Source organism: Rhodococcus koreensis, from assembly GCF_900105905.1.
In the GTDB taxonomy this organism is placed as follows: domain Bacteria; phylum Actinomycetota; class Actinomycetes; order Mycobacteriales; family Mycobacteriaceae; genus Rhodococcus_F; species Rhodococcus_F koreensis.
This window is the reverse complement of the sequence record NZ_FNSV01000002.1, coordinates 56,681-71,474: the sequence shown is the minus strand read 5'-3', so window position 1 is coordinate 71,474 and position 14,794 is coordinate 56,681. Positions and strand designations below refer to the sequence as shown.

Here is a 14,794-nt window from a genome sequence, read left to right as displayed (position 1 = left end):
AACGTGAGCCGCGTCGCGCTCGCCTCCCGACAGTTCAGGTCTGCGCTCCGATTTCCACGCCGGCCGCGAACCGTGATTCCGAATCGGTGACCAGCCCGATCGACACGAGTGGACGCGGGAAGATCAGATCGGTGAGGTAGGCGAACGCGACCGCCCAGCGATTGGCGGCGTTCGGCATGGCGTAGAGGTGATATGCCCGGGTGACCACCTTCGCGAGGAACCCCGACAGCCGGATGCCGAGGGGGTTGGCGACGGCGAACCCCGGGCCGAGATCCACGACCAGGCCCATGTCGCGGTGGGTGTACGGCTTCGCGTCGCCGACGCCCAGGCTCGCCGCCACGTTGCGGGCGAGGGCCCGCCCCTGCCGGACGGCGTGCTGCGCGGTGGGCGGGGTGATCGATCCGCTGTTCTTCGGATCGGGAACGGCCGCGGCGTCGCCGCCCGCGAAGACGTCGGGATGCCCGTCGACCGAGAGGTCGGGGCGCACCGTCAATCTGCCCTTCTCGGTGGGCAATCCGAGCGTGTCGACGAGGGGGCCGGCGGTCACACCCGTCACCCAGGCGACCGTGCGGGTGGGAACGACGGTTCCGTCGTCGAGAGTGACGTGTTCGGATCCGAGTTCCGTCAGGGTGGTGCCGAGTCGCACCTCGATGCCGCGGGAGCGCAGCACCTCCAGCACCTTGTCACCCAGCTTCTCCCCCACCTCGGGCATCACCTTGTCGGCGGCGTCGAGCAGCAGGAACCGGATCTTCGCGGGGTCGAGGTTGCGACGGGACGCTGCTTCGTCGGCCAGGGCGCGGAGTTGGGCCGTGAGTTCCGTGCCCGCGTAGGACGCACCGACCACGACGACCGTCCGTCGGGCGTCGGCGACCCGGGGGTCGGTGTCCCGCTCGGCGAGTTCGATCTGGGTGAGCAGCTGGTCGCGGAAGTACAGTGCCTCGGCCGGCGATTTCAGTCCCCTGGCGTGCTCGGCGAGTCCGGGAATGTCGAACAGCCGGGTCACCGATCCGGGGGTGAGCACCACCCGGTCCCACGCCACCTCCTCGACACCCTGCTCGCAGTCGGTGACGTGCACGGTGCGGGCGTCGAAGTCGACGGCGTCGACTCTGCCCGTCACGAGCTCGACGTCCGACAGCGCCTCGGACAGTGGAATGGTGACGAACCGCGCGTCCAGGATTCCGCCCGCCACCTCGGGCAGGAGCGGTGTGTAGAGCATGTAGTCGCGGGGCGAGATCATGATGACGCGGGCGTCGGTTCCCCGGAGGCGCCGCGTCAGAGAGCGTGCGCATTCGAATCCGGCGAAGCCGCTGCCCACGACGACGATGCGCGTCGGCTCTCCGGCTGATTCGTAGGTCATACGGAACGCATTCCCCAACCACGCGCCGAACGAAACAATCCCCCGGTCACGACCGCGGCGGTGTGAGGGCGTCGAATCCGGGTACTCGACCAGCGGAGATCGATCGACGGGATCGAATGCGAAGGGCGGGAACATGAGCGCCGCATCGAAGGCGATGTACAAACCGTTGGCGCTCGCTGCGAGTGTCGCCGGTGGAATAGCGGCGAGTGCCGTGTTCGGTCAGGTGTGGAAGCGTGTCGCAGGCGAATCCGAGGCTCCCGACCCCAAGGATCTGTCCCGCAGCACCCGCGAAGTGCTGATCGCGGCCGCCGTGCAGGGCACCGTCTTCGGCCTGGTCAAGGCGGCGGTCGATCGGGCGGGTGCCCAGGGGTACCGGAAGCTGGCCCACGCCGACCCCCGATAGAGCGAGGCACTTGTCCCAGAACACCCCTAGGCTGAGCCGATGCGTACTCGTTTCGCGGAAAATCTCGACAGCCTGTCCGGCGATCTCGCCGCCATGTGCCGGCTGTCCGTCACCGCGATGTCGGAGGCGAGCGACGCACTGCTGCAGGCAGACCTCGAGCTCGCCGAACACGTCATCGACGTGAGCGGCGAGCTCGACGATGCCGCGGCGCACTGGGAGAAGCGTGCGTTCGCGCTCCTCGCGCTGCAGGCTCCGGTGGCCCACGATCTCCGATTCATGGTCGGCGGTCTCCACATCTCCGCGGATCTGCACCGGATGGGCGGTCTCGCGGTGCACATCGCGAAGATCGCCCGCCGGCGGCATCCCGACCACGTGGTCCCCGACGAGGTGCGGGACGTGTTCACGGAGATGGGCACCGTCGCCGTCGCGCAGGCGAGGGAGACCGAGCAGGTGCTGCAGCACCGCGACCCCGAGCGCGCCCGCGGATTGCTGACGGCGGACGAGGCGATGGACGACCTCCACCGCAGCCTGTTCACGATCACCCAGAACGAGGACTGGCCGCACGGTGTCCAGTCGGCCGTCGACATCACCCTGCTCGGCCGCTTCTACGAGCGGTTCTGCGACCACACCGTGGAAATCGGCAGGCGCGTCATCTTCTTGGAGACCGGCAGCCTGCCCGAACAGTGAGAGAGCCGACCGGTCAGCTCAGCCCTTCCGCCGCGGCGACCGAGCGCGTCGCACCGCGGGTGTAGACGTCCAGGTGGAAGTCCGTGTCGCGGTACGACCCGACGCGGTGGAGGCCCTCGAACGCCGCGACCGCATCGTGCACCGCGCGGCCGGTCTGCGGGTATTCGGGCACCGGATGCTGCCAGTGCACGGCCACGAGGGTGCCGCCCTCCTCCAGGGCGTCGACGGCCCGCCCGAGCACGGTGTCCAGGTCTGCGGGCGTCAGGTAGTACAGCACCTCGCTGAGCACCACGAGGTCGAAGGTGCCTGCCGGCCACGGATCGAGGAGCGATGCCCGGCCCAGCTCCACGCGGTCGGCCAGTCCCTCGCGGCGTATGCGGTCCCGTGCGCTCGACAGGGCACGAGGCACCACGTCCGTTGCGACGACCCGGTCGCAGCGTCTCGCCAACTGCGCCGTCAGTACCCCGATCGAGCATCCCGGTTCGAACGCCCGCCGATAGTGCGGACGGGGCAGGGCGGCGAGCGTGAGCGCGTACTTGCGGTGTTCATACCACCGTTCGTCGAATCCCCACGGGTCCGACAATTCCGCATACATCGACTCGAAGTAGCCGGGATCCATCGCGCTCACCACAGCACCCGTTCCGTCGTCCGCATCAGTCGCGCCAGCACCCACGGCGGGAGGATCGTGGCGTCCCGGGGGTCCTCGGACAGTGGGCGGATCTGGGTACGGAATTCGTCGACGGCCCGGCGTTTGCGCGCCAGGACGTCGACGGTGGGTGCGAGTACTCGCATCCGGTTCCACGGCACCGACGGGTCGGCGGGTCGCGCCCAGTGCCACATCCAGACCGGATACTCCACCAATCGGTGGCCGGTGACCGAACACGCCTCCGCGGCGGCCCGTCCGGTGGCGTCGTGGTCGGGGTGACCGTCGCCTCGCCAGGTCGCGAGCACCCACACCCTCTCCCCGGCCCGGGACGTCGCGGTGAGCACGTCGACGAGGCGGGTGGTGAGTTCGCGTTCGTACGCGCACACACCGCCGTCCGGCAATCCGAGACGGAGTGGTTCGCCGACGCCCAACAGCGCTGTCGCCCGGTTCGATTCGGCGATCCGCGCGGCCGCCAGCGCGGCGGGTGACAGGGTCGGCGACTGCGGATGCGACGCCGCGCCGTCGGTGACCGCGACGACCTGGACGGAAACACCGGCGGTGGCCGCGGTGGCCATCAGCGCGCCCACGCCGAGCACCTCGTCGTCGGGATGCGGGGCGACGACGACCATGCGGTCGCATTCCGTGAGCGGTATCGGCGGACACCGGACGGAGGCCAGCCACCGCTGCCACACGTCCTCCGGGGTGCCCCGGCCGGCCACGGGTGTCTCCCTGAATCTGGTGGCGTTGTCCACGGTCAGTCCTCCCCCGCGACGAGTTCGCCGAGTGTCGCGAGATCCCGCTCGGCGTGGGATTGCCGGATGTAGACGAGCAAATCCGCGACGTTGCGGGCGTGGTCCGCGTCGCCCGCGAGCGGCGCGGCGCCCAGCGCGCGGCCGACGCGGTCGATCACCTCGCTCGCGGTGCGCTCGACGAGGCCCCGCACCCGGAACGCGCGCACCTGCGCGGACGTCCGATCGACGGGATCCGAGTCCACCTCCGCGGCCGCGGACGCGAGTGCCCATCGAGTCGCGCTGACGGCGACGTCGATCGCGCCGAGGTGCGCGAGCTGGTGACTGTCCGCCCGGCCATCTCGTGCGCGAGCCCGCAGCGGTTCCGCCACAGCGAGCGTGCCACCGAACCAGCACGCCGCCACCCCGATGCCGCCGTGCCAGAACCCAGCCCGGTCGAGGTACCGGTCCGCGGCGCCGACAGCTCGCACGGGAACGCCGTCGAACGTCACTGCTTCGGTGTCCGTCGCCGCCATCCCCGGATTGCGCCAGCCCCCGCGTCCCGGCGTGACCCCGGGTTCCCGCAGATCGACGGCGAACAGCCGGGGTTGCCCGTCGACACGTGCCGTGACCAGCGCGTGCGTGCACATCGACGCCCCGGAGCACCACGCCTTCGCTCCCCGCAGTCGCCATCCGCTCGCATCGTGGGCGGCGTCCAGGACCGGGCGTGGTGGTTCGCTGGCCCAGACTCCCCACCACTCGTTCCGGCCGGCGCGGGTGCCGTCGATCTCGGCGAGGATCGCGTCCGCGTCGGCGTGTGCCTCGAGCAGCCGGCCGACCGAGAGGTCGCGGCGGCACCATTCCGTGAGTTGCGCCCACCGGGCGGCGGTGGACCCGTGGCCGGGCAGCGGCAGTTCCGCATCGCCCGAACGGATGATCGCCCGCACGGCGGCATGGGTGGGACTGCTGTCGTGGGTGACGTCGGTGATCATCGGTCCTGCAGTCCCTCCAGGTGGGTGGCGAAGCCCTGCGGCGCGCGGGCGTCGGCCCGTGCGGACGTCTCCACCGGCGCGTCGATGCTCCACACCACGTGCGCTCCGCGTTCGACCATCCGCTGCACCAGGTCCACGTCCTCGTGCGCGGGCAGGGCGGCGAACCCGTCCACCGCCCGGTACAGGTCCGCCGAGAATCCGAGGGACGCGCCGTGCACGTGCCCGTGGGCGGTGCCGGAGCGGTAGGCGCTGCCGTACAGCGACCGCACGTGGTCGGGCCACCCCGACCAGTCGGTGACCGTCACCGTCCCCGCCACCAACTGCGCGCCGCGGCTCGCGTGCTGCAGGTGGGAGGACAGCCAGTGCGCGGGGACGAGCGAGTCCGCATCCGTGGTGGCGAACCACTCGTGCGGGCGCAGGGCGACCGAGTCGAAGCCCGCACGCCGGGCGGCGCCGACGTTCCGCGCACCCAGCACCACGACGTCGACGTCCGCTGCGCGGGCGACGGCCTCGCTGCGGTCGGTGCATCCGTCGAGCACCACGACGATCGTCACCGGCACCGACACTTCCCGCGCGGCGGTCTGCACCCCGTCGAGGCATCGCGGCAGCAGTGCCTCCTCGTCGTGAGCGGGCACGACCACCGTGATGTGTTCGACGCGCATGACGTCCCTTCCCGATCATCCACTGTGTCCGGGTTCAGCAAGTACCCAGTCCTTCGCCGGCGGAACCACCGCGGACACCGATTCGGGATCGCTCACCGCGGGTAACCTCCCGCCATGAATGCCGCGGACAGCCCCCGCTACCGGAAGATCGTGCTCACCGTCGACGGCGAGGAACGCACCCTCGACGTGGACACCCGCACCACCCTGCTCGACGCGCTCCGCGACCACCTCGGGGTCACCGCGCCGAAGAAGGGCTGCGACCACGGCCAGTGCGGTTCGTGCACCGTCCTCCTCGACGGCAGGCGCGCCACGTCCTGCCTGACGTTCGCCGTCGCCCACGACGGTGCACGCGTCGTCACCGCGCACGGACTGGCCGACGGCGACGTGCTTCATTCCGTTCAGCAGGCGTTCGTCGAGCAGGACGGACTGCAGTGCGGCTACTGCACGCCCGGTCAGATCTGTTCGGCGATCGGGATGTTCGACGAGTTTCTCGCCCTGCAGCCGAGTGCCGTCACCGAGAGCCTGACCGCTCCTCCCGAACTCACCGACGACGAGATCCGGGAACGGATGAGCGGGAACCTCTGCCGGTGCGGCGCCTACCCGAACATCCTCGCGGCGATCCGGCAGGCGGCGGAAGCATGATTCCCTTCGACTACGAGCGGGCCACCGACGTCGACAGCGCCGTCGCCACCGTCACGGCCGATCCGCGTGCGGCGTTCCTCGCCGGTGGCACCAACCTCGTCGACCACATGAAACTCGGGGTGGCGGCGCCGCATCTCCTCGTCGATGTGAGCCGTCTCCCCCTCGACGCCGTCGAGGCACTTCCCGACGGCGGACTCCGGATCGGGGCGGCCGTCCGCAACAGCGACCTCGCCGCGCACGACGTGGTGCGGGCCCGGTACCCGATGCTGTCGCGCGCGCTCCTGTCCGGTGCGTCGGGACAGCTGCGCAACCTCGCGACGACCGCGGGAAACCTGCTTCAGCGGACCCGCTGCGTGTACTTCCAGGACGTCACGACGCCGTGCAACAAACGCGAGCCCGGTACGGGGTGTTCCGCGCTCGGTGGTTATGCCCGCTATCACGCCATTCTCGGTGCGTCGGAGCACTGCGTCGCCGTGCATCCGTCCGACATGGCCGTCGCGATGACGGCCCTCGACGCGGTCGTGGTGGTGCGCGATACCGGCGGGGAACGGCGGATTCCGCTGCGCGAGTTCTACCGGCTTCCCGGAGACCGGCCCGACCGCGACACCGTCCTGCGGCACGGCGACCTCGTGACCGCCGTGGAGTTGCCCGAGCCGCCCGCCGGGAACCGGTCCGCGTACCGGAAGGTGCGGGACCGGGCGTCCTTCGCGTTCGCGGTGGTGTCGGTGGCCGCCGAGCTGACCATCGACGACGCGTCGATCACGTCGGCGCGAGTCGCGCTCGGTGGTGTCGCGCACCGGCCGTGGCGTGCCACACGCGCCGAGGAGGTCCTGCTCGGGTCGCCGCCCACGGGGGACACGTTCACGGCGGCGGCCGAGTCGGAACTCGCCGCCGCACAGCCGCTTCCGGGCAACGAGTTCAAGGTCGTGCTGACCCGCCGGGTCCTCGTGTCGGTACTCCGGTCACTCGCCGAGGAGGCGCGCCCATGACGCTCGTCGAGCCGAAGGTGATCGGAACCCCCGCCGAGCGCCTCGACGCCCCCGACAAGGTGACCGGGACGGCGCCGTACGCGTTCGAGCACGCGGTGGAAGATCCGGCGTACCTGTACCCGATCCTGTCGACGATCGGCCGCGGCCGGGTCACCGCGATGCACACGGCGGACGCGGAAGCCCTGGACGGGTCGCGGTCCTGACGGTGTTCGACGCGCCCCGTCTCGCGGACACCTCGGACGGGGAACTCACGATCCTGCAGGACCCTGAGGTTCACTTCCGCGGCCAGTTCGTGGGCGCGGTGGTCGCGGAATCACCGGAAGTCGCCCGGCACGGCGAGGGCCTCGTCCGCGTCGACTACGACGAGGCATCCCACGACACCGACTTCCGTTCCGGCAGGGACGATCTGTACGCGCCCGACGACGTCAACGCCGGGTTCCCGACCGACACCGACGACGGCGACGTGGAGGCCGCGCTCGCCGCCTCGGCGGTCACGGTCGATCAGGTGTACTCGACCGCGATGGAACACAACAATCCGATGGAACCGCACGCCACCATCGCCCGGTGGACCCCGGGTGGCAGCGGACCGGTTCTGACGCTGCACGATTCGACGCAGGGCGTCCATTCCGTTCGGCAGACCCTGGCACCGCTGTTCGGACTCGAAGTCGAGCAGGTGCGGGTGATCGCCCCGTACGTCGGCGGCGGGTTCGGGTCCAAGGGACTGCCGCACGCGCACAACGTGCTGGCGGTGCTGGCGGCCCAGCGGGCGGCGGGCAGGCCGGTGAAGTTCGCGCTGACCCGGCAGCAGATGTTCGCCCTCTCCGCGTACCGCACCGCGACGGTGCAGCACATCCGGCTCGGCGCGGACGCCGACGGACGGCTGACCGCGCTCTCCCACGAAGCGATCGAACAGTCCGCGAAGATCAAGGAGTTCGCCGAACAGTCGGCGGTCCCGTCGCGGATGATGTATTCCACACCGAACCGGCACACCACCCACCGTCTCGCGGCCCTCGACGTCCCCGCTCCCTCCTGGATGCGTGCGCCCGGCGAGACGCCGGGGATGTTCGCGGCCGAGGTGGCGATGGACGAACTGGCCGCGGCCTGCGGACTCGACCCGATCGAACTGCGGATCCGCAACGAGCCCGACGCCGACCCGAGTACGGGCCGCCCGTGGTCGGGGCGGCGCCTCACCGACTGCCTGCGGGAGGGCGCCCGACGATTCGGGTGGGCGGAGCGCGATGCGATGGCGCGGTCACGGTCTGACTCGGAGTGGCAGGTGGGATTGGGCGTCGCGTCCGCGACGTACCCCGCGAACACCATGCCGGGATCGGTGGCCCGGATCGTGTACCAGTCCGACGGCACCTACACCGTGCAGATCGGCTCGGTCGACATCGGCACCGGCGCGTGGACGGCGCTCACCCAGATTGCCGCCGACGCGCTGGGGTGCCCCCTGGACTCGGTCGTCCTGCAGATCGGTGACACGAACCTTCCGCCGGCGACCGTCGCCGGGGGTTCCACGGGAACCACGTCCTGGGGCAGCGCGATCGTCGCGGCGGCCCGCGCGTTCCGGGACGAGCACGGCAGCACCCCGGTTCCGGGGGCGGAGGCCAGCGCGGGGACCCTCGACAATCCGGACGCCGAGAAGTTCGCGCTCCATTCGTTCGGCGCCCATTTCGCGGAGGCGCACGTCCGCCGTGACTCCTGCGAGATCCGCGTCGAACGCATGCTCGGCGTGTTCGCGATCGGCCGGGTCGTGAACGCCCGGACCGTGCGGTCGCAGCTCATCGGCGGCATGACGATGGGGGTGTCGATGGCGTTGCACGAGAGCAGCGTGAACGACCCCCGGTTCGGCCACGTCGTGACGCAGGACCTGGCCTCCTATCACGTCAGCACTCACGCCGACATCAGGTATCTGGACGCGGTGTGCCTCGACGACGTCGACGCGCACGCCGGCCCGATGGGGTCGAAGGGGGCAGGTGAGATCGGCATCGTCGGGGCCGCGGCCGCGGTGGCGAACGCGGTGCATCACGCCACCGGGGTCCGGGTGCGGAAGGTGCCGATCCACCTGGACGATCTGCTGCCGGGGTGACCGGCCGGGCCTACTGCACGCCCCACGCCTGCGCGAGGGAGGTCCGCAGCTGACCTTTCATCGCTCGGATCTTCTGGATGTCGGTGGCCTTCGGCGCGAGTCCGTCGAGCACGAGTTCCATGAAACGGCGGCGGTTGACGCCGAATGTTTCCAGCAGTTCGGCCGCGCTCGCACCGCCGAACGGCGCCCACTGGATCGCGAAACTGATCATCCAGCGCGCATCGGAGCTCACCGAGTGCATCTGTGCGAGCAACTCGCACCGGCGCAGCGCCAGGCGCAGCCATTCGGTGCCGAACGCTTCTTTCGGTTCGCCGTCGGTCTCGGTCGCCACGGCGGTCATCGCGGATCACCGGAGCGGACGGCGAACACCGGCAGCTGTTCGGCCGTCGACGCGGGACGGAACTCGACCCGGACCGGGCAGTCGGACGGTGCAGGGACGTCGCCGTCGATCCAGGTGTACACCCACGGACCTTCGTCGAGTTCGACGATCGCGATCGTGCAGGGGGCGCGGCCACGGTCGCCGCCGCTGTGCCCTCGGTCGACCACCTTCGAGGACACGATCGAGCCGACACCGCACGACGGGACCCGCTCGAGGTTCGAACCCTGACAGGCGGAGCACGTGGCCATCAACGGCGCGAGCAGGGTCGTGCAGTTGAGGCACCGCTGGATCATCAGTTCGCACTTCTGGGCGATTCCCTGCCAGCGGGTCATACCGTCCGTGGTCACGCCGCCACCCCCGCGAGTTCCTGCCCCACCGCGTCGTGTGCCACTAGCTTTCCCCCGGTCCACACAAGACACCGGTCGACGGTGTGCACCCAACGGAGAAGCGGGGGCAGTGGAAGTTGGGGGTCGGGCTTTCGGTGCATTCGGGGATCAGTGGACATCGGGGGCCTCGGTCTGGAGCCGGAGTGGGGGACGTGTATGAGCATCCCGTCCGCAGCGCGGAAGTACAGCGGCTGAACGACCCGGGGACATACCTATTTCGCCCCGTGCGGGAGCCCGGTCAGGGGTGCGGGTCCTGTGCGTGTTCGACGATCCACGCCGCGATCTGGGTGCGTGAGGTGAAACCCAGTTTCGCGAGAATGTGCTCGACGTGCCCCTGCGCCGTGCGCTGGGAGATCACCAGCCGCGCCGCGATCGCCTTGTTGGTCAGCCCGTCGGCGACCAGTTCGGCCACCTGCGATTCGCGTCGGGTCAGGTGCGTCGTCCCGTTCGACGACGCCGTCGCGTCGGGTCGCCTCTCGTCCAGTGCAAGTGCGACCGCGTCGTCGAAGGACGTGTGCATGCCGTGGTCGAACGCCGCATCGAACGCGCGGTCCCCGATCACGGCGCGTGCCTGCTGTTCACATTCCGCATGATGGACGAGCAGGTTGGGGTAGACGGTGCTCGGGTTGCCGACGGCCTGTGCGACGGCCTCCGCGGCACCCATCAGTTCGGCGGCGTTCCGGGCCCGGCCGGAGCCGACGGCCACCCACGCGAGCACCTCGAGCGCCCCGCACGCGCTGATCCGGTCGTCCACCAGGTGCGACAGCCGCAGTCCCTGCTTGACGTAGTCGTCGGCGAGGGCGAGGTGCCCGCGCTGCCACGCCGCCATTCCCGCAGCCCACAGCGACCAGCCGCGATACACGGATTCGCCGTGGGCCTCGGTGAGCGCGAAGATCTCGGATCCGCACATCTTCGCCACCGCCCCGTCACCCTGCATGCCGCTGACCAGTGCCACCCCGAGCAGTCCCCACGTCAGTTGGAGCAGGCTGCCCCGGTCGCGGAACACGGGCAGGGCCTCCTCGAAGCACGCCCGCGCACGCGGCAGGTCGCCGGCGAACATGGCGCAGCACCCGGCGGCGTGGACCACCAGGGCGCCGAGCAGTGTGTCACCGTTCCGCTCGGCGAGAACGGCCCCCTCGTCGACCAGCGCCTTCGCGGCCTCCCGGTCGCCGTGCATGCCCGCGAGCACACTGTCGACGTACAGCGCCTCGATCCGTTCCCGGCTCCCTCCTCCCGGGTGCCGCCCCAGCAGCTGCCCGAGCCAGCGGCGCCCCTCGCGGAGCAGTCCCCGGGCACGCCAGTACGGGTACAGTGCGGCGGCGATCCGCAGTCCCGGTTCGGCCTCCCCCGGCTCGGTCAGGCAGAAATGCAGGGCGGCCCGTACGTTCAGCTTCTCCGCGTCGAGCCGGCCGATCCACATCACCTGCCGGGGTCCGATCCACTCGGCCTCGCACCGCACCACCAACTGTTCGTACCAGTCACGGTGCCGCCTCCGCAGCGACACGAGCTCGCCGGTCTCCTGCAGTTTCTCCCGGCCGTAGTCGCGCACCGTCTCGAGCAGGTGATACCGCACCGAAGGCCCGACCTCCTCCCGGATCAGGATCGACTTGTCGATCAACGACGCCACCACGTCGAGGACGTTCTCGACGGGCAGGTCGCCGGCGCAGATTCCCTCCACCGCGTCCAGTTCGAAGCCGCCCGCGAACACCGACAGTCGCGCCCACAGTTCGCGTTCCTCGTCGGTGCACAGTTCGTGACTCCAGTCGACGCACAAGCGCAGGGTCTGCTGGCGGCTCGGCGCGCCCCGCGACCCCACCGTCAGCAACCGGTAGCGGTCCGTCAGGCGCTGCAGGATCTGCTCCGCCGACATCACCCGCAGCCGCACCGCCGCCAGCTCGATCGCCAACGGCAACCCGTCCAGCTGGCGGCAGATCCGGGCCACCGCCACATGGTTCTCCTCGGTGAGTTCGAACTCCGGCACCGCGGTGGCCGCCCGTTCGACGAACAACGTCACCGCCTCGTATTGCGGCAGGCCCTGCAGGGAGGTGCGTTCGGGTTCGGGCACCGTCAGCGGCGGCACCCGGAGCACCGCCTCCCCGCCGATCGCCAGGGGTTCGCGGGTCGTCGCGAGGATCCGCAGTTCCGGACAGCTCCGTAGCAACGTCTCCGACAGCGCCGCGGCCGCGGCGACCACGTGCTCGCAGTTGTCGAGCACCAGCAGCAGTTGCCGGTCGGCGAGGTACTCGGTCAGCAGTACTTCCGGGTTCCCGGTGCGCTGCTCCCGCAGTCGCAGCGCCGACGACACGGCGTCGACGAGCGTGGTGTCGTCGTCGAGTTCTCCCAACTCGACCAGCCACACACCGTCCTCGAACGCGCGGCTCGCGTCGGCGGCCACCCGCAACGCGAGCCGGGTCTTCCCCACACCCCCGATACCGGCGAGAGTCACCAGACGGGACACGGACAGCAGGCGTCGCGCCTCGGTCACCTCACGGCGACGGCCGACGAAACTCGTCAGTTCGTGGGGCAGGTTTCCCACTGTGCCCTTCACTGCCGCCGGCATCACACCGTCACTCTCGACTCGCAGCCCCCTGCGCACACGGTACTCCCGGTGTGCGGGGGCAACGACGCTTTCGGCTCCGCGTCCGCGTTTTCGGCTGCGCGTCCGCGGGTTTCGAATGGACCCGCGGACGGGATCACCGCGTCCAGCGGGTGGGCGCCCAGCGGCCGGTGTAGGACCGGATGCGGCCGGCCCGGCGGGGCGGACGCAACGCACCGGCCTCGGTCAGGCTGTGCGGGATCATCGCGATCCTCGTGCCGTCGACGACGTACGCGGCACCGGTCACGAACATTCCGGCCGGCGCACACAGATACGACGCCACGTCGGCGACTTCCCGATCGTCGGGGCCGGGCGCCGCGAAGTCCGGTTCGACCGCGGGCACCACCACCGAATTGACGGTGATCGAGTACCGCGCCAGTTCGGCGGCGAGCAGACCCGTCAGCCCGCCGAGACCGGACGCGGAGGTGGTGACGTTGACGATCCGTCCGCCCCCGCCACCGGCGATCATGTACCGCACGGCGCGCTGGATGCACTCGACCGCGGTGCTGCCGGGGCAGCTGACGAGGACGCCGATTCCGCCCAGGTCCCGGGCGAACTCGTCGACGGCGGCAGCGGAGCCGGGCAGGTCGGCCAGGTCCATGCGCTGCACGGCCGCGCGCACCGATCTGGATTCGACGTCGGCGGCCGTGGCTTCGGCGCTTTCCCGGTCCGCGGCATAGGCGAGGCCCACGTCGAAACCGTCTCCCGCGAGTGCCAGGGCGACGGCGCGGCCCATCGGCGAATCAGATCCCGTCACGACTGCGGTGCGTGTGCTGGGGTGCATGGCTTCGGAATACCCCCTGGTAGATCTGCTCAAACGCTCAACATTTCGGACTGCGCACGGGCAGAACACAATCCGGCGACGAGCCTGGGTGGCCCGCCGCCGATCGGCACCTACCGGGTCAGCAGTTGGACGGCGCCGGGTCGCCGCGGAAGCGGGCGTCCAGGTAATCCAGGGCGGTCGGCAGACCCAGAACGGCCGTGGTCAGGTGATCGGGACTCGGGAACAGGTCCGACTGCACCTTGGCGCCCGCGGCGCAGTACCGGGCGATGGTCGCCTCGATCGAATCGACCGGGATGAGCACATCGGTCGGGCTGTGCCATTCGAAGATCGGTGCGGTCGGAACTCCCGGGTACAGCTCGACGCTGTTCTCGTTCAGCACCTCCCAGGCCTGCGGACTGCTCATCAGGTCCGTGGTCTTGGCGACCTCCGTGGCGCTGCGGCCGGCGCCGGCCGCGAGAATGCCGTTGGTGCAGGCGTTGACCATCTCGTCGCGCATCGCCAGTCCGCGGTCGTTGAGCTGCTCGCTGATCGGAAGCTTGTCCGGGTACTCCCGCTCGAGTCCGAGCGCCGCCGCCATCGCGAGACCGAACGCCGGATGCGGTTGCATGCCGAGACCGTTGGCCATCTTGCCGATGTTCATGGGCACACCGCCCTCGGCGACGCCGACGATGTTCAGTTCCGGGGCGTAGGTCGGTGCGAGTGCCGCGGCCCACGCCGAGGCCATGCCGCCGCCGGAGTACCCGGCCAGCGCGACCGGGCTCTCGGCCACCGCCAGTTCCGGTACCCGCTGCACCGCGCGGATGCCGTCGAGCGTGATGGTTCCGCCGAGCCGGGCAGCGCCGTAGGCACTGTTCGGGCCGAGGTGGTCGGGCAGCGCGACGGTCCAGCCGCGCTGCAGCGCGAGGTTCAGTGCCGGTGCCTCCTTGATCTGGAGGTCAGGATCGTTCGAGTACAGCGTCCGCGACGGCGCGCACCGCGGCCCGAGCGCGTTGATGATGTGCTGATACGACAGCAACGGCCCGTTCACCGGCCGGTTGCGGGGTACCAGCACGGTCGTCACCGACGAGATCGGGTGGTCCTCCGAGTTGGTGGTGCGGTACTTCACCTGCCAGACGTCGGTGTCGGGAAAGGCCAGCAGCGGCGGCATCGGGCGGACCGCGAGCGGCTCACCGACCGCGGCCTCCGCCAGACCCTGCGGCTGCCCGTAGAAGGGGTCGGGGTCGGAGGCGGGATAGATCGGCAGGGCGGCGGCGACTCCGGCGTTCGCGACCGCGGTACAGGCGACGAATGCGGCGCACAGAGCGCTCGCGGTGAGGCTCGTGATACGTGAGCGCTTCATGTCGCCTCCTGTTGTGGGTAGAGATCGATTGTTACCGAGTTCGCAGGAGATATCGCGATTCGGGCCCGCCCGTTACTGCACTGCAATCGACGGCGGGCCCGCCCGCAACGTAAAC

Annotated in this window: 14 protein-coding genes and 1 pseudogene; 5 read left to right on the top strand and 10 right to left on the bottom strand. The window is 70.4% G+C overall.

The annotated features are described in order from the left end of the window. Positions 1 to 34: 34 nt before the first annotated feature. Positions 35 to 1,357, bottom strand: a complete 1,323-nt coding sequence (locus BLV94_RS01065) for an NAD(P)/FAD-dependent oxidoreductase (RefSeq protein ID WP_072946293.1) — start codon at positions 1,355 to 1,357, stop codon at positions 35 to 37. A 133-nt stretch (positions 1,358 to 1,490) separates the two neighbouring features. Between BLV94_RS01065 and BLV94_RS01060 the strand changes: the two genes are divergently transcribed. Both BLV94_RS01060 and phoU read left to right on the top strand, forming a co-directional pair. Beyond that, positions 1,491 to 1,760, top strand: a complete 270-nt coding sequence (locus tag BLV94_RS01060; RefSeq protein WP_072946224.1) for a DUF4235 domain-containing protein — start codon at positions 1,491 to 1,493, stop codon at positions 1,758 to 1,760. Between the two features lie 39 nt (positions 1,761 to 1,799). After that, complete coding sequence (gene phoU / locus BLV94_RS01055) at positions 1,800 to 2,447, top strand: phosphate signaling complex protein PhoU (protein ID WP_072946223.1); 648 nt, start codon at positions 1,800 to 1,802, stop codon at positions 2,445 to 2,447. 13 nt (positions 2,448 to 2,460) lie between these two features. Here phoU and BLV94_RS01050 read toward each other — a convergent pair whose 3' ends face one another. The 4 genes from BLV94_RS01050 to BLV94_RS01035 are packed head-to-tail and all read right to left on the bottom strand — an operon-like array spanning position 2,461 to position 5,475. Then, complete coding sequence (locus tag BLV94_RS01050; protein ID WP_072946222.1) at positions 2,461 to 3,078, bottom strand: class I SAM-dependent DNA methyltransferase; 618 nt, start codon at positions 3,076 to 3,078, stop codon at positions 2,461 to 2,463. Continuing rightward, the gene (locus BLV94_RS01045) at positions 3,072 to 3,845 is read right to left on the bottom strand and encodes a PIG-L deacetylase family protein (RefSeq protein WP_072946221.1); all 774 of its coding nucleotides are present in this window, start codon (positions 3,843 to 3,845) and stop codon (positions 3,072 to 3,074) included. Before BLV94_RS01045 ends, BLV94_RS01050 begins: the two co-directional genes overlap by 7 nt. Before the next feature lie 2 nt (positions 3,846 to 3,847). Then, positions 3,848 to 4,813 carry an acyl-CoA dehydrogenase family protein gene (locus BLV94_RS01040; protein ID WP_072946220.1) on the bottom strand — a complete coding sequence of 322 codons (966 nt, stop codon included), beginning with the start codon at positions 4,811 to 4,813 and terminating at the stop codon, positions 3,848 to 3,850. Continuing rightward, positions 4,810 to 5,475, bottom strand: coding sequence for a glycosyltransferase family 2 protein (locus BLV94_RS01035; protein ID WP_072946219.1), 666 nt, complete (start codon positions 5,473 to 5,475; stop codon positions 4,810 to 4,812). Before BLV94_RS01035 ends, BLV94_RS01040 begins: the two co-directional genes overlap by 4 nt. A gap of 114 nt (positions 5,476 to 5,589) precedes the next feature. Here BLV94_RS01035 and BLV94_RS01030 point away from each other — a divergent pair, with 114 nt between their 5' ends. The 3 genes and pseudogenes from BLV94_RS01030 to BLV94_RS01020 all read left to right on the top strand — a co-directional run bounded on the left by BLV94_RS01030 (position 5,590) and on the right by BLV94_RS01020 (position 9,195). Further along, positions 5,590 to 6,117, top strand: a complete 528-nt coding sequence (locus BLV94_RS01030) for a 2Fe-2S iron-sulfur cluster-binding protein (RefSeq protein WP_072946218.1) — start codon at positions 5,590 to 5,592, stop codon at positions 6,115 to 6,117. Further along, positions 6,114 to 7,106: an FAD binding domain-containing protein gene (locus BLV94_RS01025; protein WP_072946217.1), complete on the top strand. Its 993-nt coding sequence runs from the start codon at positions 6,114 to 6,116 to the stop codon at positions 7,104 to 7,106. The genes BLV94_RS01030 and BLV94_RS01025 overlap by 4 nt, the downstream gene beginning before the upstream one ends. After that, positions 7,103 to 9,195 (top strand): annotated as a pseudogene (locus BLV94_RS01020) (xanthine dehydrogenase family protein molybdopterin-binding subunit). The gene BLV94_RS01025 and the pseudogene BLV94_RS01020 overlap by 4 nt, the downstream one beginning before the upstream one ends. A 10-nt stretch (positions 9,196 to 9,205) precedes the next feature. On the opposite strand, the gene BLV94_RS01015 reads toward BLV94_RS01020, so the two are convergent. From BLV94_RS01015 to BLV94_RS00995, 5 genes are all read right to left on the bottom strand, one after another. Next, positions 9,206 to 9,535, bottom strand: coding sequence for a hypothetical protein (locus BLV94_RS01015; protein WP_072946216.1), 330 nt, complete (start codon positions 9,533 to 9,535; stop codon positions 9,206 to 9,208). Further along, a complete protein-coding gene (locus BLV94_RS01010) occupies positions 9,532 to 9,921 on the bottom strand; it encodes a Zn-ribbon domain-containing OB-fold protein (protein WP_072946215.1) in 390 nt (129 codons plus the stop codon). Before BLV94_RS01010 ends, BLV94_RS01015 begins: the two co-directional genes overlap by 4 nt. Positions 9,922 to 10,198: 277 nt before the next feature. Beyond that, complete coding sequence (locus BLV94_RS01005; protein WP_072946214.1) at positions 10,199 to 12,556, bottom strand: ATP-binding protein; 2,358 nt, start codon at positions 12,554 to 12,556, stop codon at positions 10,199 to 10,201. A 97-nt stretch (positions 12,557 to 12,653) separates the two neighbouring features. Beyond that, the gene (locus BLV94_RS01000; RefSeq protein WP_244163403.1) at positions 12,654 to 13,313 is read right to left on the bottom strand and encodes an SDR family NAD(P)-dependent oxidoreductase; all 660 of its coding nucleotides are present in this window, start codon (positions 13,311 to 13,313) and stop codon (positions 12,654 to 12,656) included. Between the two features lie 145 nt (positions 13,314 to 13,458). Beyond that, positions 13,459 to 14,679, bottom strand: coding sequence for a lipase family protein (locus BLV94_RS00995; RefSeq protein ID WP_072946212.1), 1,221 nt, complete (start codon positions 14,677 to 14,679; stop codon positions 13,459 to 13,461). Positions 14,680 to 14,794 lie beyond the last annotated feature (115 nt).